Origin of the sequence: Streptomyces brevispora (assembly GCF_007829885.1) — a bacterium.
Lineage (GTDB): Bacteria > Actinomycetota > Actinomycetes > Streptomycetales > Streptomycetaceae > Streptomyces > Streptomyces brevispora.
On record NZ_VIWW01000001.1, the window covers coordinates 56,307 to 81,391 of the forward strand.

The window sequence follows — 25,085 nt, forward strand, 5'->3', positions numbered from 1 at the left end:
GAAGGACCCTGGGATGCGGGCAGGACGAGGAGGCACGGCATGCGGATCGGGGCCGGGCAGCGGCACGAGTGGGGCGAACGAGTACTCGGTTCCGCCGTGTGGCGTGGCATCGTCGCGCTCCTCGCCGGTGCGCTGCCGGCGCTCGCGTTCCCCGCTCCTTCGCTGTGGTGGTTCGCCTACGTCGCCCTGGTCCCCCTGCTGCTGCTGATCCGGTCCGCCGGTACGGGCCGCCGGGCGGCGATCGACGGGTGGCTCGGCGGCACCGGTTACATGCTGGCCGTGCACCACTGGCTGATGCCGAGTCTCCATGTGTTCATCGTGGTGCTGGCGGCGCTGCTCGGTCTGTTGTGGGCCCCGTGGGGCCTGCTGGTCTTCCGCCTGCTGGGCCGGCCGTTGTCCGGAGCCGCTGTGGTGGCAGCCGTGATCGTGGTGGCGTGCGGCTGGCTGATGATCGAACTGGTCCGCTCCTGGGATGCGCTCGGCGGTCCCTGGGGGCTGCTGGGCGCGAGCCAGTGGCAGGTGACACCCGCGCTCCGGCTGGCCTCGGTGGGCGGGGTCTGGCTGGTGAGCCTGCTGGTGGTGGCGGTGAACACGGCGATCACCGTGCTGCTGATGGCCTCTGCCGCCCGCACGATGGCCGTCGTCTCACTTGTGGTGGGCGCCGTGGTGGTGGGCGCGGTGTGGATGTGGGCGCCGCAGCCGGAGCGGTCGGGAGTGGCCCGGATCGCCGTCGTACAGCCCGGTGTCGTCGAGGGGCCCGGCAGTGTGCAGCGCCGCTTCGCACGCAGTGAGGAGCTGACGCGCTCGCTGGCGGGCCGGGACCTCGACCTGGTCGTGTGGGGCGAGAGCAGCGTCACGGTGGATCCGGTCCGGCGGCCCGCTGTCGCGGCCCGGATCGCGGCGCTGTCAAGCCTGGTGGGCGCGGATGTGCTGGTGAACGTGGACGCCCGGCAGACCGATGCCTCGGGCCGGACCGGAATCTTCAAGCGCGCCGTGCTGGTGGGTCCGCAGGGGCTGACCGGAGACCGCTACGACAAGATGCGGCTGGTTCCCTTCGGCGAGTACGTCCCGGCCCGTTCGGCGCTCGGCTGGGTCACCTCGATGGGCAGGGCGGCGGGCGAGGACCGGCTGCGCGGCACGCGGCAGGTCATCATGACGCTGCCCCGTGCGAACGCACTGCGCATCGGCCCGCTGATCTGTTTCGAGTCCGCGTTTCCCGATATGAGCCGTCAGCTGACCCGGCACGGTGCGCAGGTGCTCATCGCCCAGTCCTCCACCACGTCCTTCCAGCACAGCTGGGCGCCCGCCCAGCACGCCTCGCTCGGAGCTCTGCGGGCCGCCGAGAACGGCCGCCCGATGGTGCACGCCACGCTCACAGGTGTCAGTGCGGTGTACGGCCCGCAGGGTGAGCGGGTCGGCGCTCCGCTCGGCACGGACACGAGCGGGGCCGCTGTGTTCGCCGTACCCCTGGCACGGGGCACCACCCTGTATGTCCGGCTGGGTGACTGGCCGTTGTACGGCGCGCTGGGTGTCCTTGCCGCGTTCTGCGCCTTCGAAGGGGTGCGGTCCGTGCGCGGACCCGGCCGGTCCGCACCGGTGGGCGCCGTCGCCGCGGACGGCGGAGCGGCGTCCGTGCGGCCCGACTGCCCGGCATCGGAGTCCGATCCGCCCGACGGCTCGTGAGGTCCCCGCGCCACTCGTGAGTTCCCCGCGCGGCGGCTCATGAGTAGTGCGCGTTCAGAACACGTTCCGGCCAGGGCCGTTCACGGAGACGATGTCGCCCATGGCATCGACGGTGAGCGCGATCCGTTCGACCTTGTTGGTCACCCCCAGCACCAGCCACACCACACCCCACAGGAAGCAGCTGAAGACCGTCAGAACGGCGTGCAGCACATGGTTCAGGGGGCGGCCCCGGATCATGACGACCTGGGTCTCGGAGCGGGACTCCACACGCCAGCCGCCGGCGATCCGCTGACTGACCGCCCAGTCGAGGATCAGGGCACGCTGCACGGCGTCGGGAGGACGGCCGTCCGCCGAGTAGTAGCCGGGCGGGGGCTGGAGCGGACTCCAGCCCTGCGGCTCATGGTGGCGTTTCACGAGGTCACCTCCACGGGCCGGTGGTCCATCTCCTCACCCTGCATCGGCTCCGGGCCACACGCATCCCGAGGAGCGGCGGACGGGGTCAAGGGGCCGGCCCGCGCCCGACCCGGACGACCAGCCCCGCACACGGTCGTGCGAGCAGCGCTACGGACAAGCCCGATGCCCAGCCCTGCCCTCACGCACAGCCTCAGCCTTACGCACAGCCTCAGCCTTACGCGCAGTCGAGGTCGCGCAGGATGCGCTCGCACAGCTCATGCGTCTCCAGGGCATCCCGGGCGCTCAGCAGCTTCCCGGCCCGCACGGCGTCCAGGAACGACAGCACGCTCTGCTCGATGCCACGCTGGCGGGCCACCGGTACCCAGTCGCCGCGCCGCCGTATGCTCGGCTGGCCCTTGTGGTCGATCACCTCGGCGAGGTTGACGACTTCGCGCTTGGAGTCCTGGCCGGAGACCTCCAGCCGTTCCTCGGTCGAGCCGCTGAGCCGGTTCATCGCCCCGATGGCCGTGAAGCCGTCCCCGGACAGCTGGAGCACCACGTGGTGCATCAGCCCCTCGCGGATCCTGGCCCGTACGACGGTGTGCTCGACGGGCCCGGGCACCAGGAAGCGCAGGGTGTCGACCACGTGGATGAAGTCGTCGAGAACCATGGTCCGCGGCTCCTCGGGGAGCCCGACCCGGTTCTTCTGCATGATGATCAGCTCCCGCGGGTGCTCGACGCACTGGGCGTAGCCGGGCGCCACGCGGCGGTTGAAGCCGACGGCGAGACCGACACCACGTGCCTCGGCCAGCTCCACCAGCCGCTCGGACTCAGCGAATCCGTACGCGAGGGGCTTGTCGACGTAGGTGGGAACGCCCGCCTCGATCAGCCGGCCGGTGATCTCCGGGTGCACGGCGGTCGGAGCGTGCACGAACGCCGCGTCCAGCCCCTGGGCGAGCAGCGAGTCAAGGTCGGTGTGGCACTGCCCGGGAGGGATCCGGTGGGTCGCCGCGACCGCGGCCAGGGTTCCGGGGGTGCGCGTCTGGAGGTGCAGTTCGACCCCCGGCAGGGTGGTGAGCACCGGCAGATACGCCTTCTGCGCGATGTCGCCGAGCCCGATACAACCGACCTTCACAGGGTCTCCTCCTCGCTGTTCAACGCCGTGCGTCGCGGTCCTCGTCCGTGGTGGTCCACCGCGGTTGCGCCGACGCGCCGTTCGTCCCGGCAGCATACGTGTGCTGCGGTGGCCGCCAGTCGGCGAAGCCGTCGAAGGTGCGCAGGACGAGACCCGGTCCGAGCCGGAGACCGTGGACATCACGAAGTCGCGCACCGCGACGGTCGCGGGCCCGGACAGGCGCATCAGCCGGGAGACCCGTTCCGCCCTGCGGACGACGGCCGTGGTCCGGGACAGCCGGTCGGCGGTGTACGCGGCGAGGCCCGCAACCAGGTCCGTACCCGGTGCCACGTGGTGGGCGAGCACGATCCCGTCCTCGATGGCCTGGTTGCCGCCCTGCCCCAGGGTGGGCGCCATGGCGTGGGCGGCGTCCCCGACGAGTACCGTGCGTCCCCGGTGGAAGGCGGGCAGCGGGTCCGTCATCCGGTACACGTCGTGCCGGAGCACGCCTCCGGGGGTCGGCGGCGTCGATGATCGCGGGGATCGGCCGGTGCCAGTCGCCGAACCGGCGCTGCAGTTCCGCCCGCTCGTCGTCGGCGGCCCGTGCTCCCGCCGGGGCGACGGCCGCCGCGTAGGCGTAGATCCGGCCGTCCTTGAGCGGCTGGGTGCCCCAGAGCGCCCCGCGGCCCCAGGTCTCGTGCGGGGCGAAGGGCTCGGCGGGCGCGGGCGCCAGGATGCGCCAGGTGGTGAAGCCCGCGCAGGACGGGCCGGGGTGGTCGGGGAAGAGCGCGCCCCGTAGGCATGTTCTCGTGCGCGGCAGGCTCCTACAGCCGTTCCGTGCCGTCCGAGGCGGAGTCGCGCACCGGCTTCGGCGAGTTGTTGCGCGGGATGCTCGGGCACTGACACACGGGTTCCGCACAGCCGCCGGACAATCACCGAACAGCCGCTGCGCAAGTTGCGACACGCGGGGCACTGCGCTGACCGGGGTCACTCGTGCGGACCAATCCGAGGGTTCCGCCTCACTCAATGACGGTTCGGCACCGCAGAGTTGATCAGGTGCATCGAACCAGAACCATCGTGAAGCTCCTGGTCGCCGTGTCGGTCACGGCCCTGTCCGGGTGTGTGTCCGTGCAGCCGCCGCCGAGCGACCCGCCAAGTCCGGCGACCGGCCGGCCGGCCCAGGACCTGGCCCCGCAGATCGGCCTGCCCCCGGTCCGCGACACCCTGGAAGCCGTACCGGCCCCGAAGCCGTCCCCCTCTTCTTCTCCCTCCGCCGCGGCCGGCCGGGGGTCCGCCGCCCCTCCGGCAGCGCGGCATGCCGGACCCCGCGTCCCGCAGCCACGGAACCAGCCCGTCCCGGAGCGCCCGCACCCACGGCCGCGCCGGGCCGTGCCCGTCGTCCCCGCGCCGGTCCTTCCGGCGCCGGTCACCGGGAGGGATGTCTGCACGCTCGGACGGGGGTACGGGCACTGGCCCGCGGGCAGTCCGCAGTCGCGGATCTGCGACCACACCTACGGCCGCTGACCGGGCCGGCCGACGGGAGGACGGCCGGGCAGGACCCGTCGGCACGGGCTGCCCCGCCGCTCCTCCTCACAGCCCCGCCGCTCCCCCTCACAGCTCCAGCAGCCGCAGCTCCAGCCGACCGATGGCCGCCCTGACGCCGCCCCCGTAGCCGTCGTCGACCCCGTCGTCCGCGAGGACGACGGAGGCGTCCCGGGCCCGGTTCAGATGGATCCGGGCCGCCGCCGGACGCCGGAGCTTCACGTAGTCCGCCGCGAGATTGAGGTGGAGCGACGGGTAGAAGGCCCGCACCGCGAGCGCGTCCCGGTGATCCGCCCCCCGTTCGTCCGTCAGCGACTGGGCGGCGGTCAGCGCCCGCAGGTCCCAGGCCAGCTCGTCACCGGGATCGTCCTGGGTGTCCGCCATGTAGTGCGCGAGGGTGCACCGGTGCAGGGCGTCACCGTCCTCACCGATCTCCTCCCAGAGCAGGCCGAAGCGGTTACGGGCCTCCTCCCGGTCACCGCCGTGCAGCAGCATGATCGCCTGGCCGATTCTGGTCATGACGACGTCCCGCGACGCCTCCTGCTGCTCCGTCACTGCGGTCTCCCTCGCACCCGTTCGTCTGCGCCCGGCCGAATCCAATTGATTCCGGACGGTTCCGGATGGTTCCGGCCGGTTCGACGCTAACCGCCGCGACCCGCAATCGCACCCAGGCTCCGGCGCGCCATCAGCCCAGGTCGGGGATGCGCCAGTCGATGGGCTGGTGTCCCTGCGCCGCGACGGCCTCGTTGATCCGGGTGAACGGGTGGGACCCGAAGAACTTCTTGGCCGACAGCGGCGAGGGGTGCGCACCCTTCACCACCACATGGCGCTCCTCGTCGATCAGCGGAAGCTTCTTCTGCGCATAGTTGCCCCAGAGCACGAAGACGGCCGGGTCGGGCCGGGACGCGAGCGCGCGGATCACCGCGTCCGTGACCTTCTCCCAGCCCTTGCCCTTGTGTGAGTTGGCCTCGCCCGCGCGCACCGTCAGGACGGCGTTGAGGAGCAGCACGCCCTGCTCCGCCCACGGCATCAGATACCCGTTGTCCGGGACCGGCAGGCCGAGCTCCTCCTTCATCTCCTTGTAGATGTTGCGCAAGGAGGGCGGGGTCTTCACGCCCGGCCGCACGGAGAAGCACAGCCCGTGCCCCTGGCCCTCGCCGTGGTACGGGTCCTGCCCCAGGACCAGGACCTTCACCTTGTCGTACGGAGTGGCTTCGAGCGCGGCGAACACCTGTTCCCGAGGCGGATAGACCGGCCCCGCGGCCCGCTCCTCCTCGACGAACTCGATGAGCTCCTTGAAATACGGCTTCTGCAGCTCTTCGCCGAGGACGCCACGCCATGACTCGGGCAGCAGGTCGGTGTCGGTCACGTCAACAACCTCCGGTAAACAATCAGTTCTTGACCTCAGAACCTACCGGCGACCACTGACAACGGAGCCTGGAGCCTGCGCCGAAGCCGCTGGGGAGGCCCGAGGGGCGGGCCCGGGAGGGCTACCAGCTGGCCTTGCGGTACAGCTCCCACATCTGCATGACCGTCTGCGGGTCCAGCGCACGCTCGCCGCCGCCGATGTCCTCGCCCGCCGCCACATACAGCTTGCCCTGCCACAGCGGCAGCAGCCGGACGTCGTCGACCAGGATCTTCTGGGCCCGCTCGAACTGCTGGCTGACCGCACCCCGGTCGCTCTTCTTGCGGGTCTGGGGCAGCAGCTGCTTCGTGATCTCGTCCTTCGCGTACGGCATGCCCGTGACGCTGTCCTTGCCGACGAAGGGGGCGATGAAGTTGTCCGGGTCCGGGAAGTCCGGGAACCAGCCGCGGCCGAAGACGGGGTACTCACCCTTGGTGAAGCCCTCCTGGAACTTCTTCCAGGGCTGACTCTTCAGAGTGATCCTGAAGAGCCCGGAAGACTCCAGTTGGCGCTTGAGCTCGGCGAACTCGGGGGCCGTCGAGGAGCCGTACCGGTCGGTGGTGAACCAGAAGGTCATCGCGACGGGCTCGGTGATGCCGGCGTCGGTGAGGATCTTCCGGGCCTTCTGCTTGTTCGGGTCGCCGAAGGTGTCGAAGAAGCTGGTCGTGTGCCCCGCGATGCCCTTGGGCACCATGGAGTAGAGCGGCTCGGCGGTGCCCTGGTAGACCTTGGCCACCAGTGCGTCCCGGTCCACGAGCTGGGCGATCGCCCGCCGCACGGCCGGGTTCCCGGCGGCCGGGTCCTTGGGGTTGAAGACCAGGAAGCGGATGTCCGCGCCGACCGTCTCGACGAGCTGGAGATCGCTCTTCTTGTCCTCGTTGTCCTCCAGGCTGACGACCTCCTCGGCGGACAGCCCTCGGTAGGTGGCGTCGATCTCGTTCTCCTTGAGCGCCTTCACCATGGCGCCGGACTCCTTGAAGTACCGGATGGTCACGGCGTCGTTCTTCCGGTCGGCGAAGCCCTTGTAGTCGGGGTTGCGCACCAGCTTGGAGCGGTCACCCGGCTTGTACTCGTCCAGCAGGTACGGCCCGGACCCGGTGACCTTGCCGTCGTCGCGGATCTTGTGCTCCGAGTAGTCGTTGGGGGCCACCAGCGACATGGCGGGCGTGGCGAGCACGAACGGGAAGGTGGCGTCCGGCTTGCTCAGATGGAAGATGACCTCGTAGTCACCCTTGGTCTCCACCCGGTCCAGCGAGCCGAGCATGCCGTTGGGGCCACCCTTGACCGCGATCGCCCTGATCCGGTCGATGGAGTACTTCACGGCCTCGGCGTCGAGCTTGTCCCCGTTGGAGAACTTCAGGCCCTCGCGGAGCGTGCAGCGGTAGGCGGTGCTGGTGTTGTCGGTGAACTTGCAGTGATCCGCGGCATCGGGCTCGGGGCTCGTACTTCCGGTGGGAAAGCTGACCAGGGTCTGGAACACGTTGCGCATCAGCTCCCAGGAGCCGTCCCACGCCGCCGCCGGGTCGAGGGTGGAGGGTTCACTGGTAGTTCCGACAACCAGCTTCTGCTGCACGGCCGAACCGCTGTCGGACAACAGCCCGCAGCCGGCCAGCAGAGACAGGGAAGCAAAGGCTGCAGCAGCCTGCAGACTGGCCCGGTAGAACACGTGCACGCTCCTCGATCAGCCATGGGTCGGCAGACCATACCGCAGCGCCCCGTCGGGTCAATCCGCAGGCCCGACGGGGCACTTGAACCAATCAGGGCCAAACCGGCTCAGGGTGTTCTCAACCCACACCCGCATTCAGGAAAATCCCGCCGTCGACCACCAGGGTCTGTCCGGTGATCCAGTCGGACTGGTGCGACGTGAGGAAGGCGGCGGCGCCGCCGATGTCCTCGGGGACACCGAGCCGGCCCAGCGGGTAGGCCGCGGCCGCCTCCGCCTCACGGCCCTCGTACAGCGCCTGGGCGAACCTTGTCTTCACGACCGCGGGGGCGATCGAATTGACCCGCACGACCGGCGCGAACTCGTGTGCCAGCTGCAGGGTCAAGTTGATCATCGCGGCCTTGCTCATGCCGTACGCGCCGATGAACGGCGAGGCGGAGACACCCGCGACGGAGGCGATGTTGACGATCGCCCCGCCGTTCTCCTTCTGCCAGGCCTTGTAGGTCTGCTGCGCGAAGCCGAGCGCCGAGATCACGTTCGTCTCGAAGACCTTGCGGACGACATTGAGGTCGAGCTCGGCGATCGGGCCGAAGACCGGGTTCGTACCGGCGTTGTTGACCAGGAAATCGACCCGGCCGAACGCCTCCATGGTGCGCTGGACGGCCACTGCCTGGTGCGCCTCGTCGTGCGCCTTGCCCGCAACGCCGATGACCCGGTCGGAGCCGAGCGCCTCGACGGCCTCCTTCAGGGCGTCCTCACCGCGTCCGGTGATGCACACCCGGTCGCCGCGGTCGACGAGCGCCTTCGCGATTCCGTAGCCGATGCCCCGGCTCGCACCGGTGATCAGCGCGGCCTTGCCACTGTCCTGCACAGTCATGATGTCCGCAGCCCTTCGGGTCAGTTGAGCGGTCCGCCGGCGACGTACATGACCTGCCCGGAGACGAAGCCGGCGTCGTCGCCGGAGAAGAAGGCGATGGCGTTGGCGATGTCCTCGGGGAAGCCGACGCGCTGCACCGGGATCTGGGTCGCGGCGGCCGCCTGGAACTCCTCGAAGCCCATGCCGACCCGGGCCGCGGTCTGCGCGGTCATCTCGGTGACGATGAAGCCGGGCGCGACGGCGTTGGCGGTGATGCCGAACTTGCCGAGCTCCTTGGCGAGGGTCTTCGTGAAGCCCTGCAGACCCGCCTTGACCGCGGCGTAGTTGGCCTGCCCCCGGTTGCCCAGGGCGGAGGAGGAGGACAGCGAGACGATACGGCCGAACTTCGCGTCCACCATGTGCTTCTGAACGGCCTTGGCCATCAGGAACGCGCCCTTGAGGTGCACGTTCATCACGATGTCCCAGTCCGACTCGCTCATCTTGAAGAGCAGGTTGTCACGGAGCACGCCCGCGTTGTTGACGAGGATCGTCGGGGCGCCGAGTTCGGCGGCGACCCGTGCGACGGCGGCCTCCACCTGGGCGCTGTCCGAAACGTCGCAGCCGACGGCGAGGGCCTTGCCCCCGGCGGCGGTGATCTTCTCGACGGTGTCCTTGCAGGCCCCCTCGTCCAGGTCGAGTACGGCGACGGCGCGGCCCTCGGCCGCCAGGCGTACCGCGGTGGCGGCACCGATGCCCCGTGCCGCTCCCGTCACGATGGCTACGCGCTGCTCGGTGGTGGACATGCTTGGTTCTCCTCGCCCTTGGATAGCGGCTCAGCGGACGTCAGGCACATTCCCTGCGAAATGATTCCCGATAGCTGAGCAACCGCTTAGTACCTTCAGTAGTCGAGACGCTAGAAGGCCTGGCACCCGGTGTCAACGGCCCACGGACTCAGCGGCGCATGTCACGCCGGACGACGCCGCCGCCGCAGGCTCGGCGGCGGCGTCGCACCGGTGGGGATCAGCGCACCAGCAGGTCGAGCAGTCGCTCCAACTCGGCTGCGGGGTCGGTGGTGAGACCGCTGTGCACGGGGCTCGGCTGGATGACGGTCGAGCGCGGGGCGATCAGCCAGCGGAAGCGCCGCCCGGCGTCGTCGCCCGCGGCCTGCCCCGCGTCCGTACCGCCGCGGCAGATCCCCTCGACTGCGTGCAGCGCGGCTCGCACCCCGGTCACGTCGGCGGTGCGGTCCAGCGCCTTGAGCTTCCCCTCGTCGAGTTCGGTGCGGGCGGCGACGAACCCCTTGGCGCGGCAGTAGACCACCACACCGGCGTTGAAGAACTCGCCGCGCTGGACCCGCGGCACCACACGCAGCAGGGCGTACTCGAAGACAACGCGTTCAGTCACGGCCGGCCGCTCTCGTCGCTGTTCTTGGTGTCATGCCGCGGGGCGAGGCGTTCGGTGAGCCAGCCAGGGGCCTGGGACGGCTTGGCGGCCGTGGGCGCGTCCAGGCTGATCCGCTCGTGGATGGTGGCCGCCCGCGGCAGCAGCGCCTCCACATAGGCGCGTCGGAGCTGATCGGTCGAGTCGAAGCCGGGCTCGTCCACCAGCCACTCGTCGGGAACGTCGGCCGCGACCTCGGTGAGCAGTTCCTCGGTGACCAGCGGGGCGAGCTCGGCGGCTGCCGCCGCGATGTCCGGTGCGAAGGGGGCCAGCGCATGGTCCGAGGCGTTGTACGGCTTGGCGGCGGAGGCCTGGGCACCCGGCCAGCTGTGGTGCCAGATCATCGTGGCGCCGTGATCGATGAGCCAGAGCTCACCGTGCCAGATCAGCATGTTCGGGTTGCGCCAGGACCGGTCGACGTTGTTGATCAGCGCGTCGAACCAGACGACGCGTCCGGCCTCGCGCGGATCCACCTGGTAGGCGAGGGCGTCGAACCCGAGGGAACCGGGGAGGAAGTCCATCCCGAGGTTGAGGCCGCCGCTCGCCTTCAGGAGCTCCTGGACCTCCTGGTCGGGTTCGGCGAGACCGATGACCGGGTCCAGCTGCATCTGCACGAGGTCGGGGACGCGCAGCCCGAGCCGCCGGCCGAGCTGCCCGCAGATCACCTCCGCGACCAGCGTCTTTCGCCCCTGTCCGGCGCCGGTGAATTTCATGACGTACGTGCCCAGGTCGTCGGCTTCGACGATCCCGGGGAGCGAGCCACCCTCACGCAAAGGCGTGACATAGCGGGTCGCTACGACCTCTTCCAACACTTTCCCAGGTCACCTATCTCTTCAGTCTTACAATCCACGGACGACCTCTTCGGGGCGTAGAGGCAGGGATCACCGGTCAACGGCACTGGGGAGAATCTGGGGAGTCTCGGCCGGCGAGCCGGTCCCCCGCTCCCCAAGCAGACCGTCGATGGCGCCGCGCCCCTTGCTGCCGGCCTCCGGCATGAGGTGAGCATAGTAACCGAGGGTGATCGCGGGCGAGGAGTGTCCAAGCCACCGTGCCAAGGTCACGACGGACTCTCCGGCTTCCGGCATGATCGAGGCCGGTAGGTGTGCCGAAGCGCATGGAAGCCGTCCTTCGGGGCCACCACCCACGGCCGGGCTTTCGCCCCCTCGGATCGCGCCGGGATGACACCGGCCTAGGCCAATGGGGCCCCGGTCGTGTCGCTGTCCATCGGCGAAACCTGCACGTTCCGCTTCGGCTGGTACGGCTGCCAGTGCCAGCCCAGACATACGGTGCGCACGGACATCTGGTGTCCGCGGACCCTTGCGGCGCGCAGGGGGACAGGGCCTCGCGCCCACTCGTGGAACCGGTCCGCGATCCGCTCCTGCTGTTCCGGGGTCAGCCAGTTCGGGACGTGGGTGGCGCCCGGGATAATCTCTCCCGCGTGGCGCTCGGGGAGTTGTGGGGTGAACAGCACTGTCATGGCCTGCCCTCCGTGCGGGTGGGGTGCTGGAGGGAGTCGTCCTCGACGAGCCAGGTGGTGCCGTGGGCGGTCGCGCCGGCCAGGCCGTTCAGATTGATCAGGCCGACGAGCGCGAGCGTGCGCGGATCGCCGATCGCGGCGGTCGCGAGGGTGCGTTCGGGACGCCACGGGGTCGACCACAACAGCCGCCGGGTCATCTGCGCCCAGCCGGTCGCCGGGCCGACCATCACCCAGAGGTCAGGGTTGGCGTCCGTGAACCGTGACGCGTGGCGCAGCCAGGAGGCCGCGGTCTCGGGCCAGGTGATCGCGGCGAGGGTTGCGCCTCCCGCGCGATACCAGGCCGATTCGATCAGGCGTGAGGTCTCGCGTGCGTGCGGGGTGCGGCCGGAGCCGATCACGATGGTGAGGGCCCGGCGGTCGCGAGCCAGTCGGACGATGGCCGCGACCTCGGCGTCGGTGGCCGTCAGGTCTGCGTCGTAGCTCGCCGGCCTCCTCAGCAGGGGGCTGGTCAGGGAGTCCATGGTCGGCCGTTCTCTCGGGCGGTCTTCCACCGCTGATAGCGGTCCTTGCAGCAGGCGCCGCAGGGGCGGAACCCGGCGGCGACCGCCGTGGCCTCGTCGGCGAAGAAGACCCGGTGCCTCACGTAGCCGCCGCGAACGATGGTGCGCAGTGCGTCAGGGCAGTCGAGTCGTCCGTAGATCTTTGAGCCACGGTGGCCGCCCCACTCTCCCTTGACCGGCGACCGGTAGGGACGGCCGTCGGCCCCGAGAAGGGTGCAGGTGTTCATCGCGTCGTTCATGCGGCGTCGTGGAAGACGAGGGCAAGGGTGTGACGTTCGCCGGACCGGATGGCGGACACGCCGTGGCGAACCGGCGCCGCGGACCATCCACGGGCGGACCTGACGGGCCGGTCACGGGTGGTGAACAGGTATCCGTGGCCGTGCGGCAGCAGCGTGGACGTGCCCCGGGACTGGGCACGCGGGCGCTGTTCCAGGAGCAGGAACTCACCGCCCGTGTGATCCACACCGGGCTCGTTGAGGTTGATCACGACCTGCAGCGGGAACACAAGGTCGCCGTACAGGTCGCGATGCAGAGCGTTCCAGTCCTTGTCCCTGTAGCGGAGCAGGATCGCCGTGGACTTGGTCTGGCCGGCGTCGTGGCACATCTGCAGCCATTCGTCGAACGAGTCCGGCCACGGCGCGGGCCGGCGGAGTTTGGTCCACCAGTCGCGGGCGATGGGCAGCAGCCTCGGGTACAGCGCCTGCTTGAGCCGTTCGACCGGCTGCGGGTATGGCGCGTTGAAGTACCGGTACTGGCCCTCACCGAAGCGGTGCCGGCCCATGTCGACGGTGCTGCGGAACAGGCCGTCCTGCTCGTACAGCTCCCTGATCTCCACGGTCTCCTCGGAGGTCAGCAGCTGCGGCAGCAGCGCGCCGCCGTACTCGTTGACCTCCGCAGCGATCGCCTCCCAGTCGCCGGACTCGACGCGACGGTGCCACCGATCCGTCTTCCGCCCGGTCGCCTCCGTGGTGCTCATGCCGCGGCCTCCAGGTCCAGCAGCGTGGTCTTGGCCTCGATCCCGCCGACGTAGCCTCCGAGCGTGCCGTCGGCGCGCAGCACGCGGTGGCACGGGACGACGATCGGCAGCGGGTTGGTCGCACAGGCGGTGCCCACCGCCCGGACAGCCTTGGGGTTGCCGACGAGCTCGGCCATATCGCGATAGCTGCGGGTCTGGCCGTACTCGATCTCGGGCAGATGCGTCTGCACCAGGCGCCGGAACCCGTGCGACAGGGACAGGTCCAGCGTCACGTCGAAGACCCGGCGGCGCCTGGCGAAGTACTCGTCGATCTCGCGAGCCGCCTCCTCCAGCCGCTTCGGGGCGTGCAGGATCCGCGGGCTGAGCTTCTGGCCGAGGGCTTCCAGAACCCGGTCGTGGTCCTCGCCCGCGTACGCCACACGGACCAGCCCCTTCGGGGTGGCGGCGAGCAGCAGCTTGCCGACAGGCGAGTCGATGGTCGTGTAAGCGACATCGATCAGGTCGGCTTGTTCTGCGGCCTGCTCCAGACGGCGGTGGAGGCGACGGAGAGTGTCGGCGTCCACGGGCGTCGACAGCAGGACGGCCATGTCGTCATCGTTGCGAATGTCGCTCACGACGATGCTCCTTTCGTGATCGCGCCCGGATAATGTTTCCTGAGATTCTTGAGCCCGTCCGCGGAAGCTCTTCGGGCCGCCTCGACGGTGCCGCCGAGGATCTCCGCGATCTCGGCGTACGCCAGCCCCGCCACATACCGGTAGGCGACAGCCTGGCGCTGCTTGCTGGGGAGTTCCTTCACCGCAGCCCACAGGCCGGCGGCCTCGACGTCCGGGACGCCCTGCCCTGCCGGCGCCTCCGGCACCTCGTCGACCGGCAGGGGGTTCCTCTTCGCGGCACGCAGCACGTCGATCGCCTTGCGGTGCGCGATCGTCACCAGCCACGCCTCCACGTTCGCCGTCTCCGGCAGATCGGGATAGGCGCGCATGGCGGAGAGGAACGTCTCCGACCACGCGTCGTCCGCATCGTGCGGGCCGAGGACGACCCGGCAGACGCGCAGCACGGTCGCGCCGTGCTGCGCGACCATACTTTCGAATGGTTGTTTCATGTTCATCCCATTGAAGACGTACGTGCGTGACAAACGTGAAATTTCCGGTCAGAACAACCGTCCGACATCACCTGCGAGCGGCTCCTCGATTTCCAGCAGCGCCCGCTTGCGCTTCAGCCCGCCGGCGTATCCGGTCAGGGCCCCGTTGGAACCGACGACGCGATGACATGGGACGAAGATGCACAGCGGGTTCGCACCGACGGCCTGTCCGACCTTCTGTGCGAGACCGCGGCCGCCGACCTGCTCGGCGATACGGCCGTAGGTGACCGTGCCACCGCACTGAATGCTCTTCACGATGTCCCAGACAGCGCGCTGGAACGAGTCGCCCTCGGCCTCCAGGGGAAGATCGAACTGCCTACGCCGCCCCGCCAGGTAATCGCACAACTGGCAGGCCGCTTCGCTCAGCAACGCGTCCGTCGAGTCGCTGATCGCGGGGCCGAACGTCTCCTGCGGGGGCCGGCGGACGTGGTGCCTGAAGTACAGGCCGGCGATCGCCTCGCCCTTGGCAACGATCGTGATCGGCCCAAGGTGCGTCTCGATGACGACATGTCGAGTACTCATCTGCGTCTCCCCTCTCCTGACCGGTAGACGCGTGCCACCCGCAGAACGTGAGATCTCGCTTTGGAGCGGCCACAGATCGCCGTGCCGGAGCATGCGGCGCAGGCGTTCCAGGCGATGCCCACCCCGCCCCCGAGACTCTTCGCATCATCGAGCAGGGCCGCACCGACTCCGTCGACAGCACCTCCCTGCACGTGCCGGCGATCGACCTCTTCGACGGCGGGGGACGTCCTCTACAACCAGTGCCACATGTTCGTCGACGCCACCACACCCGAGAGCCGGAACGAGTGGATCGCCGAACTGGACCGCCTGGCGGCACTGAACCCGAAGACCGCCGTCGCCGGCCACAAGAAGCCCGGTGCCCCGGACGGACCGGAGATCATCGACGCGACGAAGCGCTACCTCGTCGACTTCGGCCGGGTCCAGGAAGAAACGTCAAGCGACCGCGAACTCTACGATGCCATGGCCAAGCTGTACCCCGACTGGGTCAGCCAACAGGCGTGGTTGATGTTCGGTCTGTAGCCCGCGGATCAGTAGGTACGCCGGCCACTCCACGCACACCGCACCACACCGAGGCTGTGACCGCGCGGCGCCCCGGCCTGACTGCTTCGCCGCGGTGTTCTTACGGCGGCGGGCCTGCTGCTCCCGACGCGCGATCCTCTCGCCGATCTTCTCGGCGACGGTACGCAGGAAGGCGAGTTCGGCGGGGTCGAGCACGTCGAAGACGAGCTCGCACACCCGGGCCACGTGTCCTGGAGCCGGTCCGCCGGGACGGGACTCCCCCCTCGACCCAGGCTGATCGGTTCGCTGGGCGGACCTGTCCGACCGGGGCGCCGAGGGTCCGGTGAAAGTGCCGCAGGGATCAGAGCGTGAGTACGGGCCGGGTGGAGAAATCCTCGCAGAGGCCTTCGCCGTCCGGGCCGTACACGAACTCGGGCATAAAGGGGTTGCGGTTGGCAGTGGCCAGGGGCAACCATGCCAGCACCTGGCCGTAGCCCCCGCACACCGACTCACCGCCGTCCCCGCCGTGGACCACCGCGGTGTCGCTCGTCACCTCCGCACGGTATGTGTCATAGGCGATGCGCAGGCCAAAGGCGTTCAGCTGCTGCTCCGGGCCGGTGCGGTCCCCGTACGGGATGCGGTCGAGGGGACAGTCGTCGCCCCATCGGAACAGGGTGTCCGCGCCGGCTCCGCAGGCGTGCTCCCACTCGTCGGAGCTCGGCATCCGCAGGCCGCGAGCCGCGAGAACCTCCGGCATGTCGGCAGGACTCTCGATCAGGTTCTCGTCCTCCACAGCCATGAGTACCGTGGCCAGAGTGACGCACCGGCGTGGGCTGAGCACCTGTGCGAGGTGGGCCCGCAGATCGGGGCCATGGCCGAAGCCCTGTTGCAGGCTCTCCGCGTAGTCGGCGGTTGTCACCATCGCGGTTCCCGGCACGGAGGTGCCGGCGCAGGTGACGACCGCGTCCACCACTTGGACGGCCGCCCGGAGTCCCCCGATCTGCTGGCCCGAAGGGTACGCGGGGAACCTGCGGGGTCCGGAACAGACTCTGCGGCGGACGTTCGGTGATGATCCGTCACCGAATCTCCACCGCGGCCGCGTCCCCCTGGGGCCACGGCTACGGCGTCAGCGCGCCCCGTAGACCGGCTGCGGAGTCTCGGCCTCGGCGAGCAGTCCCGATACGACCGCCCCGGCCTCGGCCGGGCTCCAGCGGGCGCCCTTGTCGGCGGTGGGGCCGGGGCGCCAGCCCTCCATCACCGTGATCCGGCCGGCCTCGGCCTCGAAGACCCGGCCGCTGACCCCGGCACACGCCGCGGAGCCGAGCCACACGACGAGCGGCGAGACGTTCTCCGGAGCCATCGCGTCGAAGCCGCCCTCAGCGGGCGCCGCCATGGTCTCGGCGAAGGTTTCCTCCGTCATCCGGGTACGGGCGGCCGGGGCGATCGCGTTGACCTGGACCCCGTAACGGCCCATCTCTGCGGCGGCCACCAGGGTCAGGGCGACGATCCCGGCCTTGGCGGCGGAGTAGCTGCCCTGGCCGACGCTGCCCAGCAGCCCGGCCCCGGAACCGGTGTTGACGACCCTCGCCTCGGGCACCCGCCCGGCCTTCGCCTCGGCGCGCCAGTACGCCGCCGCGTGCTTGAGCGGCAGGAAGTGGCCCCTGAGGTGGACGCGTGTCACGGCGTCCCAGTCGTCCTCGTCCAGGTTCACGAGCATCCGGTCGCGGAGGAATCCGGCGTTGTTGACCAGGGTGTCGAGGCGGCCGAAGGAGTCGAGCGCGGTCGCGACAAGGGAGGCCGCACCGTCGGCGGTGGCTATGTCCGCGTTGTGCGCGACGGCCTCACCGCCGGCCGCGCGGATCTCCTCGACGACCTTTTGGGCGGGGCCGGTTGCCGTACCGGAACCGTCGAGGCCCACACCGAGGTCGTTGACGACGACTTTCGCACCCTCGGCGGCGAAGGCCAGGGCGTGGGTGCGGCCGAGTCCGCGGCCCGCGCCGGTGACGACGGCGACGCGTCCGGCACACAGAGTTGTCGATGAGGTCATGACGGGTGTCCTTTCGATGGGCGAATGGTCGGTGGCGAAGGGGCGAGGGTCGGTGGCGAAGGGGCGGTGGGCGAAAGGGCGGGGAACGGGGCGCCGGGTCCGCCGAGTGGCATGACGCTCTCCCGCGGCGTCCGTATCACTGCTACGTTGAATCTAACAAACGTTTGGTGGAAGGTAGCTGATCTGCTCATGGGTGTCTCCACCTCCGCCCCGGAAGAGGGCGTCGCCGTCGTCACCGTGGACTTCCCCCCGGTCAACGCCCTGCCCGTACAGGGCTGGTACGACCTCGCCGCCGCGGTGCGCGCCGCCGGGGCCGACCCGGACGTCCGGTGCGTGGTACTCACTGCCGAAGGCCGCGGATTCAACGCGGGCGTGGACATCAAGGAGATGCAGCGTGCGGACGGGCCCGAGGCGCTGATCGGCGCCAACCGGGGCTGCTTCGAGGCGTTCGCGGCGGTCTACGAGTGCGAGGTTCCGGTGGTCGCCGCCGTGCAGGGCTTCTGCCTGGGCGGCGGCATCGGCCTGGTGGGCAACGCGGACGCGATCGTGGCCAGTGACGACGCGTCCTTCGGACTGCCGGAGCTGGACCGCGGTGCGCTCGGCGCGGCCACTCATCTGGCCCGGCTGGTCCCGCAGCATCTGATGCGGACCCTGTACTACACCTCGCGCACCGTGACGGCCCAGGAACTGCACCGGCACGGCTCGGTGTGGAGCGTCGTCCCGCCCGACCGGCTGTCCGGGGCCGCCCTGGAGCTGGCCCGGGAGATCGCCGCCAAGGACGGATACCTGATCCGGCTGGCCAAGGCCGCCATCAACGGCATCGACCCGGTCGACGTACGCCGCAGCTACCGCTTCGAGCAGGGCTTCACCTTCGAGGCCAACCTCAGCGGCGTCGCCGACCGCGTGCGCGACACCTTCGGCACGGACAAGGAGCGGCAGGCGTGACACAGGACAAGACGATGACGGCCGACGACGTCGTCGGCCGGCTGGAGAGCGGTATGACGGTCGGCATCGGCGGCTGGGGTTCGCGCCGTAAGCCGATGGCCCTGGTCCGGGCGCTGCTGCGCTCGGACGTCACCGATCTGACCATGGTGTCGTACGGCGGCCCGGACGTCGGTCTGCTCGCCGCCGCGGGCAGGATCCGCAAGCTGGTCGCGGCGTTCGGGACCCTGGACTCGATACCGCTGGAGCCGCACTTCACCGCCGCCCGGCAGCGCGGTGCGTTCGAGATGGTCGAGCTCGACGAGGCGATGCTGATGTGGGGCCTGACGGCGGGGGCGCAACGGTTGCCGTTCATGCCGGTGCGGGCCGGTCTCGGCTCGGACCTGATGGAGGTCAACCCCGCTTTGCGTACGGTCACTTCGCCGTACGAGGACGGGGAGATCCTGGTCGCGGCACCGGCCCTGCGGCTGGATGCCGCCCTGGTCCACCTCAACCGCGCGGACGTTCAGGGCAACGGTCAGTACCTGGGCCCCGACCCGTACTTCGACGACCTGTTCTGCGAGGCCGCCGACCACAGTTACGTCTCCTGCGAGCGGATCGTGGAGACAGCGGACCTGCTCAAGGAGCACGGGCCGCAGACGCTGCTGGTCAAGCGGCTGTTCGTGGACGGGGTCGTCGAGACGCCGAACGGTGCGCACTTCACGTCCTGCGTGCCCGACCACGACCGGGACGAGAGCTTCCAGCGCGCCTACGTCCGGGCCGCCCGTGATCCCGAGGCGTGGCCCACCTTCGTCGAACGGTTCCTTTCCGGGGACGAGGCCGCCTACCAGGCCGCCGTCACCGCGTTCCACCAGGAGGAAGCATGAGCGGCACCGAGACCACCGGCATCGCGACGGCGAGCCGCGCCGAGTACTGCGTGGTGGCCTGCGCGGAGGCGTGGCGGGACGCGGGCGAGATCCTCGCCAGCCCAATGGGCACCGTCCCGGCCATCGGGGCGCGCCTGGCGCGGCTCACCTTCTCGCCGGACCTGCTGCTGACCGACGGGGAGGCGCTGCTGATGGGCGACACCCCGGCGTTGGGGTCCGGGCCGGGGAGCGTCGAGGGCTGGCTGCCCTTTCGCCAGCACCTGACGCTCACCGCCACCGGCCGCCGGCACGTGATGATGGGCGCCAGTCAGATCGACCGGCACGGCAACCAGAACATCTCATGCATCGGTGACTGGTCCCGGCCCACCCGGCAGCTGCTCGGGGTGCGCGGCGCCCCCGTCAACACGCTCAACAACCCGACGAGTTATTGGGTGCCCAAACACTCGGAGCGGGTGTTCGTGGAGCACGTCGACATGGTCAGCGGGGTCGGGTACGACCGGGCGGCTGCCGCCGGTCCCTCCGCGACGCGCTACCACCGCATCTCCGAAGTCGTCAGCAATCTGGGCGTCTTCGACTTCGAGACCCCCGACCGGACGATGCGGCTGCGTTCCCTGCACCCCGGGGTGAGTGTCGAACAGGTCGCCGAGGCCACCGGGTTCGCCCTCACCGTCCCGGGCGAGGTACCGCTCACCCGGGATCCCACGGAGGCAGAGCTCCGGCTGATCCGGGAGATCATCGACCCGCAGGGGCTGCGCGATCGCGAGGTCCCGGCATGACCGGGCCCTCGCCACTGCCGACCGCGCTCACCGAACTGACCGGGGTGCGGTACCCGATCGTGCAGACCGGGATGGGATGGGTGGCCGGTCCCCGGCTGGTGTCCGCCTGCGCGAACGCGGGGGCGCTCGGCATCCTGGCCTCCGCGACGATGACCGTCGAGCAGTTGCGCGCGGCGGTCCGCGAGGTCAAGTCCCGTACGGACGAACCGTTCGGCGTCAATCTGCGGGCGGACGCGGGTGACGCGGGCGAGCGGGTGCGGATCATGATCGACGAGGGGGTGCGGGTGGCGTCGTTCGCGCTCGCCCCGTCGAAGGAGCTGATCGCGCGGCTCAAGGACGCGGGCGTCGTCGTCATCCCGTCCGTGGGTGCCCGGCGGCACGCGGAGAAGGTCGCCGCGTGGGGCGCCGACGCGGTGTTGGTGCAGGGCGGCGAGGGCGGCGGCCACACGGGCGACGTGGCCACCACCGTGCTGCTCCCCCAGGTCGTGGACGCCGTCGACATCCCGGTCATCGCGGCGGGCGGATTCCACGACGGCCGCGGCCTGGTCGCCGCGCTCGCCTTCGGAGCGGCGGGCATCGGGATGGGGACGCGCTTCCTGCTCACCTCCGACAGCACCGTCCCGGCGGCGGTGAAGGCGAAGTACCTGGCCGCCACCGTCAAGGACGTCACGGTCACCGACCGGGTCGACGGCCTGCCGCACCGGATGCTGCGCACGGAGATGGTCGACTCGCTGGAGCGCGCCGGCCGGGCGGCCTCACTGCTGGCGGCGGTCCGGCACGCCTCGGCCTTCCGGAAGGAGACCGGCGCGAGCTGGCGCGGGCTGGTCCGCGACGGGCTCTCGATGAAGCACGGCAGGGAGCTGACCTGGAGCCAGGTGCTGCTGGCCGCCAACACACCGATGCTGCTCAAGGCCTCGATGGTCGAGGGGCGTACCGATATCGGGGTGATGGCCTCGGGGCAGGTGGCGGGTCTGATCGACGATCTGCCGTCCTGCGCGGAGCTGGTCGAGCGGGTCGTGGCCGAGGCGCTGACCGCGCTGAAGTCGCTGCCGGGGGCGGACCGAAGCTCCTGATGTACCCGGACGAAGGGGGCGGTCCGGACCCACGGGCCGTCCCCTTGCGGCGTCGATGGCGGTGAACTCGCCTGTTGCGGACGTGATCTTGGCAGACGGTGCGCCGGTCCCCTCGCCAGGACGCTGTCCGTGGCCTTCGCCCGGAAGGACGGGGGCGGCTACTACGACATCACCGTATGGAGCCGGTCCGGAGCCTTCCCCGACGACGGCGCTCTCCTCAACATCGCCGTGGAGGTTCTGCCGACGATCCCGGACCGGACGGCTCGCTGAGACACCGGACCCGGCCGGGGCGTCCCGGTGGACCCTCAGCGGTACGCCGCACCGCCGGTCCGTCAGAGGCGCTCGATGATCGTCACGTTGGCCTGGCCGCCGCCCTCGCACATGGTCTGGAGGCCGTAGCGGCCGCCGGTGCGCTCCAGTTCGTGGAGCAGGGTCGTCATCAGTTTGGTGCCGGTGGCGCCGAGCGGGTGGCCGAGCGCGATGGCGCCGCCGTTGACGTTGACCTTGTCCGGGTCGGCGCCGGTCTCCTTCAACCAGGCCAGGACGACCGGGGCGAACGCCTCGTTGATCTCGACGAGGTCCATGTCGTCGATGGACATCCCGGCCTTCTTCAGCGCGTACGCCGTCGCCGGGATCGGCGCCGAGAGCATCCGGATCGGGTCCTCGCCGCGCACCGAGAGGTGGTGGACGCGGGCTCGGGGCGTGAGGCCGTGTTCGGCGACGGCCCGCTCGGAGGCGATGAGCAGCGCGGAGGCGCCGTCGGACACCTGTGAGGAGACTGCGGCGGTCAGCCGGCCGCCCTCGACGACCGGCTTGAGACCGGCCATCTTCTCCAGCGAGGTGTCGCGGCGCGGCCCCTCGTCGACCCGGACGTCTCCGTAGGCGACGGTCTCGCGGTCGAAGCGGCCCTCGTCGATGGCGTGCAGGGCCCGCCGGTGCGAGCGCAGGGCGAACTCCTCCATGTCCTGGCGGCTGATCCCCCACTTCTCGGCGATGAGTTCGGCGCCGTGGAACTGGTTGACCGGCGCGTCGCCGTAGCGGGCGCGCCAGCCCACGGAGCCCGCGTACGGGCCGTCGGTGAGCCCCAGGGGTTCGGCGGCCTGACGGCTGGCGAAGGCGATGGGGATCATCGACATGTTCTGGGTGCCGCCCGCGACGACCAGGTCCTGGGTGCCGGACAGCACGCCCTGGGCGGCGAAGTGGACGGCCTGCTGGGAGGAGCCGCACTGCCGGTCGACGGTGGTGCCGGGCACCTCCTCGGGGAGGCCCGCGGCGAGCCATGCGGTGCGGGCGATGTCCCCGGCCTGCGGGCCGACGGTGTCCAGGCAGCCGAAGACGACGTCCTCCACGGCCGCCGGGTCGACCCCGCTGCGCTCGATCAGTGCCTTGATGACGTGCGCCCCGAGGTCGGCGGGGTGGACGGCGGACAGTCCGCCCTTGCGCCGGCCGACCGGGGTGCGTACCGCGTCGACGATGTAGGCCTCGGCCATGACTGCTCCTTCGTGGAGAGGTTGACGGCATGTCAGGTATGGGGGGTGATGCCTTCGAGGACCATGGACAGGTACTGGCGGGCGATCTCCTCCGGGCTGTGGGTACCGCCGGGGCGGTACCAGGAGGCGGCCACCCAGACGGTGTCGCGGACGAAGCGGTAGACGAGGCGGACGTCCAGGTCGCCGCGGAAGGCCTGCTCGGCGACGCCGCGTTCCAGGGTGCGCAGCCAGGCGTCCTCGAACTTCGCCCGCGAGTCGGTGAGGTAGGCGAAGCGCGACTGGGCGGAGAGGTGCCTGGACTCCCTCTGGTAGATGGCGACCGCGGGACCGTGCCGGTCGATCTGCCGGAAGGACTGGGTGACGAGCGACTCGATGGTCTCCCGGGGCCCGAGTCCGGCGGTGAGGACGGTGCCGTAGCCCGCCCACAGCTCGTCCAGGAAGGCCGAGAGGATCTCGTCCAGCATCGACTCCTTGGAGTCGAAGTGGTAATAGAGGCTGCCCGCGAGCAGCCCGGCCTCGTCCGCGATGCGGCGGACGGTGGTGGCGTTGTAGCCAAGGGCGGCGAACACCTCGGCGGCGGTCGCCAGGAGTTCGGCGCGTCGTTCGGCGTTGGCGTTCCCGGCGATCGCGTTCACGCCCTCTGGCTGCTGACGGAGACGGTCTCCCCGGTCATGTACGAGGAGTAGCCGCTGGCCAGGAAGACGATGACGTTGGCGATCTCCCAGGGCTCGGCGTACCGGCCGAAGGCCTCGCGCTCGGTGAGTTCGGCGAGTAGGTCCGGGGTGGTGACCTTCACCAGGTGCGGGTGCATGGCCAGGCTCGGGGCCACGGCGTTGACGCGTACCCCGAAGTCGGCGGCCTCCAGGGCGGCGCACCGGGTGAGGGCCATGACGCCGGCCTTCGCGGCGGCGTAGTGGGCCTGGCCGCGCTGGGCACGCCAGCCTATGACGGAGGCGTTGTTGACGACGATGCCGCCGGTGTCGCTGTCCTTGAAGTGGCGCAGGGCTGCGCGGGTGCAGCGGAAGGTGCCGTTCAGGGTGACGTCGAGGACCTTCGACCACTGGTCGTCGGTCATGTCGACGAGGTCGGCGGTGCCGCCGAGGCCGGCGTTGTTGACGACGATGTCGAGTCCGCCGTGGCGCTGCGCGGCGAACGCGAACAGGGCGTTCACCTGCTCCTGGTCGGTGACGTCGCAGGGCAGGGCGGCGACGTTGTCCGCGCCGAACTCCTCGGCGAGTGCGGCGGCGCTCTCTCCCAGGCGGCGTTCGTGGGCGTCGCCGATGACGATCCGGGCGCCCTCCTCCAGGAATTTGCGGGCTGTGGCTCCGCCGATGCCGGCGCCCGCGGCGGCGGTGATCACCGCGGTGCGTCCGTTCAGGAGGAAGTGACCTGCTACATAAGTCGGCTGGGTGGTCACGGGCGGATCTCCTTGGGCAGGCCGAGGACGCGCTCGGCGATGATGGTGCGCTGGATCTCGTTGGACCCGGCGTAGCTGGTGTCGGAGCGGGAGCAGAGGAACAGCCGCTGCCGGTCGTCGAGTTCGTACGGCTCTCCGGCGGCGGTCATGCCCCCGGCACCCAGGACGCTCATGGCCAGTTCGCCGAGTTCCCGGTGCCAGGTGGCCCAGAAGATCTTGCCGATGGACGCATCGGGGCCGGGTGCGCCTGCGGCTACACCGTCGAGCATGCGCAGGGCGTTGCACCGGATGGTCTCAAGTCCCGTCCAGGCGCGGGCGAGCCGGTCGCGGATCAGCGGGTCGTCGGCGGCGCCGTTGCCCCGGGCCAGGCCGATGAGGGTTTCCAGTTCGCGCCGGAAGCCGACCTGCCGGCCGAGGGTGGAGACGCCGCGTTCGAAGCCGGGGATGGCCATGGCCACGCGCCGGCCGTCGCCCGGGGCTCCGACGATGTGCTCGGCGCGGGTGCGGGCTCCGTCGAAGAAGACCTCGTTGAACTCACCGGTGCCGGTCAGCTGGGTGATCGGCCGGATCTCCACGCCGGTCCCGTCCAGCGGGACCAGGAGGTAGGACAGGCCCCGGTGACGGGACGAGCCCGGCTCGGTGCGGGCGACCACGAAGCACCACTGCGCCTCGTGGGCGAGTGACGTCCAGGTCCTCTGCCCGGTGACGACCCAGTCCTCGCCGTCCCGCACGGCCCTGGTCCGTACGTTCGCCAGGTCGGACCCGGCGTCCGGCTCGCTGCAGCCCTGGCACCACAGCTCCTCGACGGCGACGATCGGCGGCAGGAACCGGGCCCGCTGCCCGGGTGTGCCGAAGGCCACCAGCGTCGGGCCGAGCAGTCGCTCCCCGATGTGGTTGACCCGAGCGGGGGCGTCGGCCAGGGCGTACTCCTCGTGGAAGGCGACCTGCTGCGCGACGGTCGCGCCCCGGCCGCCGTGCTCCTCGGGCCAGCCCACGCAGGTCCGGCCCGCGGCGGCCATGTGCCGTTCCCAGCCGAGCCGTTCGGCGAAGGCCTCGTGCTCGCGTCCGGGTCCGCCGCGGTCGCGGAGGCCCGCGAAGGAACCGGTGAGGTTGGCGGCCAGACAGCCGCGGATCTCGGTGCGGAACTCCTCGACGCTGCTCACGGGGGTACGTTAATCTACCAAACACTTGTTAGGGAAGGAGG

29 protein-coding genes and 2 pseudogenes are annotated in these 25,085 nt (G+C 70.5%); 8 read left to right on the top strand and 23 right to left on the bottom strand.

Translation table 11 applies throughout. From position 1 onward, the window contains the following. Nucleotides 1-39 precede the first annotated feature (39 nt). Nucleotides 40-1,683 carry an apolipoprotein N-acyltransferase gene (gene lnt / locus FHX80_RS00275; protein WP_145762233.1) on the top strand — a complete coding sequence of 548 codons (1,644 nt, stop codon included), beginning with the start codon at nt 40-42 and terminating at the stop codon, nt 1,681-1,683. 54 nt (nt 1,684-1,737) lie between these two features. On the opposite strand, the gene FHX80_RS00280 is transcribed toward lnt, so the two are convergent. The 3 genes and pseudogenes from FHX80_RS00280 to FHX80_RS00290 all read right to left on the bottom strand — a co-directional run. Beyond that, on the bottom strand, nt 1,738-2,097 hold the full coding sequence (locus FHX80_RS00280) for a hypothetical protein (RefSeq protein WP_145762234.1): 360 nt from the start codon (nt 2,095-2,097) through the stop codon (nt 1,738-1,740). A gap of 214 nt (nt 2,098-2,311) precedes the next feature. After that, nucleotides 2,312-3,211: a Gfo/Idh/MocA family protein gene (locus FHX80_RS00285; RefSeq protein ID WP_145762235.1), complete on the bottom strand. Its 900-nt coding sequence runs from the start codon at nt 3,209-3,211 to the stop codon at nt 2,312-2,314. Nucleotides 3,212-3,230: 19 nt separating this feature from the next. Next, nucleotides 3,231-3,986: pseudogene (locus FHX80_RS00290) on the bottom strand (FAD-dependent monooxygenase); the annotation flags it as partial. 260 nt (nt 3,987-4,246) lie between these two features. Between FHX80_RS00290 and FHX80_RS00295 the strand changes: the two are divergent. Continuing rightward, entirely contained in the window at nt 4,247-4,714 is a 468-nt protein-coding gene (locus FHX80_RS00295) for a hypothetical protein (RefSeq protein ID WP_375884706.1), read from the top strand. An 87-nt stretch (nt 4,715-4,801) separates the two neighbouring features. On the opposite strand, the gene FHX80_RS00300 is transcribed toward FHX80_RS00295, so the two are convergent. The 14 genes from FHX80_RS00300 to FHX80_RS00370 form a co-directional block, all read right to left on the bottom strand. Then, the gene (locus FHX80_RS00300; RefSeq protein ID WP_145762236.1) at nt 4,802-5,287 is read right to left on the bottom strand and encodes a hypothetical protein; all 486 of its coding nucleotides are present in this window, start codon (nt 5,285-5,287) and stop codon (nt 4,802-4,804) included. Nucleotides 5,288-5,417: 130 nt separating this feature from the next. Beyond that, a complete protein-coding gene (locus FHX80_RS00305) occupies nt 5,418-6,101 on the bottom strand; it encodes a uracil-DNA glycosylase (protein ID WP_145762237.1) in 684 nt (227 codons plus the stop codon). A gap of 121 nt (nt 6,102-6,222) precedes the next feature. After that, entirely contained in the window at nt 6,223-7,803 is a 1,581-nt protein-coding gene (locus FHX80_RS00310) for an ABC transporter substrate-binding protein (RefSeq protein WP_145762238.1), read from the bottom strand. Between the two features lie 118 nt (nt 7,804-7,921). Continuing rightward, complete coding sequence (locus FHX80_RS00315; RefSeq protein WP_145762239.1) at nt 7,922-8,677, bottom strand: SDR family oxidoreductase; 756 nt, start codon at nt 8,675-8,677, stop codon at nt 7,922-7,924. Nucleotides 8,678-8,697: 20 nt separating this feature from the next. Further along, nucleotides 8,698-9,459: a 3-oxoacyl-ACP reductase FabG gene (gene fabG, locus FHX80_RS00320; RefSeq protein ID WP_145762240.1), complete on the bottom strand. Its 762-nt coding sequence runs from the start codon at nt 9,457-9,459 to the stop codon at nt 8,698-8,700. Between the two features lie 217 nt (nt 9,460-9,676). Next, a complete protein-coding gene (locus FHX80_RS00325) occupies nt 9,677-10,060 on the bottom strand; it encodes a DUF3037 domain-containing protein (protein WP_145762241.1) in 384 nt (127 codons plus the stop codon). Then, nucleotides 10,057-10,908, bottom strand: coding sequence for a HipA family kinase (locus FHX80_RS00330; RefSeq protein WP_208764550.1), 852 nt, complete (start codon nt 10,906-10,908; stop codon nt 10,057-10,059). Before FHX80_RS00330 ends, FHX80_RS00325 begins: the two co-directional genes overlap by 4 nt. A 377-nt stretch (nt 10,909-11,285) precedes the next feature. After that, nucleotides 11,286-11,573 carry a 2OG-Fe(II) oxygenase family protein gene (locus FHX80_RS00340; protein WP_208764551.1) on the bottom strand — a complete coding sequence of 96 codons (288 nt, stop codon included), beginning with the start codon at nt 11,571-11,573 and terminating at the stop codon, nt 11,286-11,288. Further along, nucleotides 11,570-12,094: a hypothetical protein gene (locus FHX80_RS00345; RefSeq protein WP_208764552.1), complete on the bottom strand. Its 525-nt coding sequence runs from the start codon at nt 12,092-12,094 to the stop codon at nt 11,570-11,572. The genes FHX80_RS00340 and FHX80_RS00345 overlap by 4 nt, the downstream gene beginning before the upstream one ends. Then, nucleotides 12,082-12,372, bottom strand: coding sequence for an Ada metal-binding domain-containing protein (locus FHX80_RS00350; RefSeq protein WP_208764553.1), 291 nt, complete (start codon nt 12,370-12,372; stop codon nt 12,082-12,084). The genes FHX80_RS00345 and FHX80_RS00350 overlap by 13 nt, the downstream gene beginning before the upstream one ends. Next, on the bottom strand, nt 12,369-13,109 hold the full coding sequence (locus FHX80_RS00355; protein ID WP_145762243.1) for a 2OG-Fe(II) oxygenase: 741 nt from the start codon (nt 13,107-13,109) through the stop codon (nt 12,369-12,371). The genes FHX80_RS00350 and FHX80_RS00355 overlap by 4 nt, the downstream gene beginning before the upstream one ends. After that, a complete protein-coding gene (locus FHX80_RS00360; RefSeq protein ID WP_244318103.1) occupies nt 13,106-13,723 on the bottom strand; it encodes a methylated-DNA--[protein]-cysteine S-methyltransferase in 618 nt (205 codons plus the stop codon). The genes FHX80_RS00355 and FHX80_RS00360 overlap by 4 nt, the downstream gene beginning before the upstream one ends. Continuing rightward, complete coding sequence (locus tag FHX80_RS00365; RefSeq protein ID WP_244318104.1) at nt 13,720-14,190, bottom strand: RNA polymerase sigma factor; 471 nt, start codon at nt 14,188-14,190, stop codon at nt 13,720-13,722. The genes FHX80_RS00360 and FHX80_RS00365 overlap by 4 nt, the downstream gene beginning before the upstream one ends. A 69-nt stretch (nt 14,191-14,259) precedes the next feature. Beyond that, nucleotides 14,260-14,772: a methylated-DNA--[protein]-cysteine S-methyltransferase gene (locus tag FHX80_RS00370; protein WP_145762245.1), complete on the bottom strand. Its 513-nt coding sequence runs from the start codon at nt 14,770-14,772 to the stop codon at nt 14,260-14,262. A gap of 246 nt (nt 14,773-15,018) precedes the next feature. Between FHX80_RS00370 and FHX80_RS00375 the strand changes: the two genes are divergently transcribed. After that, nucleotides 15,019-15,291: a hypothetical protein gene (locus FHX80_RS00375; protein ID WP_145762246.1), complete on the top strand. Its 273-nt coding sequence runs from the start codon at nt 15,019-15,021 to the stop codon at nt 15,289-15,291. Nucleotides 15,292-15,631: 340 nt separating this feature from the next. Here the strand turns inward: FHX80_RS00375 and FHX80_RS00380 are convergent. Together FHX80_RS00380 and FHX80_RS00385 are read right to left on the bottom strand one after the other, a co-directional pair. Next, a pseudogene (locus FHX80_RS00380) lies at nt 15,632-16,180 on the bottom strand (hypothetical protein); the annotation flags it as partial. 216 nt (nt 16,181-16,396) lie between these two features. Continuing rightward, nucleotides 16,397-17,317 (bottom strand): SDR family oxidoreductase, encoded by a 921-nt coding sequence (locus FHX80_RS00385; protein WP_145762247.1) that lies wholly within the window; start codon nt 17,315-17,317, stop codon nt 16,397-16,399. A 189-nt stretch (nt 17,318-17,506) separates the two neighbouring features. On the opposite strand from FHX80_RS00385, the gene FHX80_RS00390 reads away from it, so the two are divergent. From FHX80_RS00390 to FHX80_RS34565, 5 genes are all read left to right on the top strand, one after another. Further along, nucleotides 17,507-18,262 (top strand): enoyl-CoA hydratase family protein, encoded by a 756-nt coding sequence (locus FHX80_RS00390; RefSeq protein ID WP_145762248.1) that lies wholly within the window; start codon nt 17,507-17,509, stop codon nt 18,260-18,262. A gap of 14 nt (nt 18,263-18,276) precedes the next feature. Continuing rightward, nucleotides 18,277-19,125, top strand: coding sequence for a CoA transferase subunit A (locus FHX80_RS00395; protein ID WP_145767008.1), 849 nt, complete (start codon nt 18,277-18,279; stop codon nt 19,123-19,125). Beyond that, nucleotides 19,122-19,901, top strand: coding sequence for a CoA-transferase subunit beta (locus FHX80_RS00400; RefSeq protein WP_145762249.1), 780 nt, complete (start codon nt 19,122-19,124; stop codon nt 19,899-19,901). Before FHX80_RS00395 ends, FHX80_RS00400 begins: the two co-directional genes overlap by 4 nt. 14 nt (nt 19,902-19,915) lie before the next feature. Next, on the top strand, nt 19,916-20,974 hold the full coding sequence (locus tag FHX80_RS00405) for an NAD(P)H-dependent flavin oxidoreductase (protein ID WP_341874038.1): 1,059 nt from the start codon (nt 19,916-19,918) through the stop codon (nt 20,972-20,974). Nucleotides 20,975-21,103: 129 nt separating this feature from the next. After that, entirely contained in the window at nt 21,104-21,244 is a 141-nt protein-coding gene (locus FHX80_RS34565) for a hypothetical protein (RefSeq protein WP_167523341.1), read from the top strand. A gap of 62 nt (nt 21,245-21,306) precedes the next feature. On the opposite strand, the gene FHX80_RS00410 is transcribed toward FHX80_RS34565, so the two are convergent. Genes FHX80_RS00410 through FHX80_RS00425 form a run of 4 tightly spaced genes read right to left on the bottom strand, consistent with a single transcriptional unit; the run spans nt 21,307 to nt 25,044 of the window. Continuing rightward, nucleotides 21,307-22,464 carry an acetyl-CoA C-acetyltransferase gene (locus FHX80_RS00410; protein ID WP_145762251.1) on the bottom strand — a complete coding sequence of 386 codons (1,158 nt, stop codon included), beginning with the start codon at nt 22,462-22,464 and terminating at the stop codon, nt 21,307-21,309. Between the two features lie 32 nt (nt 22,465-22,496). Further along, nucleotides 22,497-23,099 carry a TetR/AcrR family transcriptional regulator gene (locus FHX80_RS00415; protein ID WP_145762252.1) on the bottom strand — a complete coding sequence of 201 codons (603 nt, stop codon included), beginning with the start codon at nt 23,097-23,099 and terminating at the stop codon, nt 22,497-22,499. Beyond that, nucleotides 23,096-23,881 carry an SDR family oxidoreductase gene (locus FHX80_RS00420; protein WP_145762253.1) on the bottom strand — a complete coding sequence of 262 codons (786 nt, stop codon included), beginning with the start codon at nt 23,879-23,881 and terminating at the stop codon, nt 23,096-23,098. Before FHX80_RS00420 ends, FHX80_RS00415 begins: the two co-directional genes overlap by 4 nt. Continuing rightward, on the bottom strand, nt 23,878-25,044 hold the full coding sequence (locus FHX80_RS00425) for an acyl-CoA dehydrogenase family protein (RefSeq protein ID WP_145762254.1): 1,167 nt from the start codon (nt 25,042-25,044) through the stop codon (nt 23,878-23,880). Before FHX80_RS00425 ends, FHX80_RS00420 begins: the two co-directional genes overlap by 4 nt. Nucleotides 25,045-25,085 lie beyond the last annotated feature (41 nt).

Bases quoted from the DNA above. Each gene is read 5' to 3' on its own strand.
- lnt (WP_145762233.1), top strand. From the start codon at position 40: ATGCGGATCGGGGCCGGGCAGCGGCACGAGTGGGGCGAACGAGTACTC.
- FHX80_RS00315 (WP_145762239.1), bottom strand. From the start codon at position 8,677: ATGACTGTGCAGGACAGTGGCAAGGCCGCGCTGATCACCGGTGCGAGC.
- fabG (WP_145762240.1), bottom strand. From the start codon at position 9,459: ATGTCCACCACCGAGCAGCGCGTAGCCATCGTGACGGGAGCGGCACGG.
- FHX80_RS00340 (WP_208764551.1), bottom strand. From the start codon at position 11,573: ATGACAGTGCTGTTCACCCCACAACTCCCCGAGCGCCACGCGGGAGAG.
- FHX80_RS00345 (WP_208764552.1), bottom strand. From the start codon at position 12,094: ATGGACTCCCTGACCAGCCCCCTGCTGAGGAGGCCGGCGAGCTACGAC.
- FHX80_RS00350 (WP_208764553.1), bottom strand. From the start codon at position 12,372: ATGAACGACGCGATGAACACCTGCACCCTTCTCGGGGCCGACGGCCGT.
- FHX80_RS00355 (WP_145762243.1), bottom strand. From the start codon at position 13,109: ATGAGCACCACGGAGGCGACCGGGCGGAAGACGGATCGGTGGCACCGT.
- FHX80_RS00365 (WP_244318104.1), bottom strand. From the start codon at position 14,190: ATGGTCGCGCAGCACGGCGCGACCGTGCTGCGCGTCTGCCGGGTCGTC.
- FHX80_RS00370 (WP_145762245.1), bottom strand. From the start codon at position 14,772: ATGAGTACTCGACATGTCGTCATCGAGACGCACCTTGGGCCGATCACG.
- FHX80_RS00375 (WP_145762246.1), top strand. From the start codon at position 15,019: ATGTTCGTCGACGCCACCACACCCGAGAGCCGGAACGAGTGGATCGCC.
- FHX80_RS00385 (WP_145762247.1), bottom strand. From the start codon at position 17,317: ATGACCTCATCGACAACTCTGTGTGCCGGACGCGTCGCCGTCGTCACC.
- FHX80_RS00390 (WP_145762248.1), top strand. From the start codon at position 17,507: ATGGGTGTCTCCACCTCCGCCCCGGAAGAGGGCGTCGCCGTCGTCACC.
- FHX80_RS00395 (WP_145767008.1), top strand. From the start codon at position 18,277: ATGACGGCCGACGACGTCGTCGGCCGGCTGGAGAGCGGTATGACGGTC.
- FHX80_RS00400 (WP_145762249.1), top strand. From the start codon at position 19,122: ATGAGCGGCACCGAGACCACCGGCATCGCGACGGCGAGCCGCGCCGAG.
- FHX80_RS00410 (WP_145762251.1), bottom strand. From the start codon at position 22,464: ATGGCCGAGGCCTACATCGTCGACGCGGTACGCACCCCGGTCGGCCGG.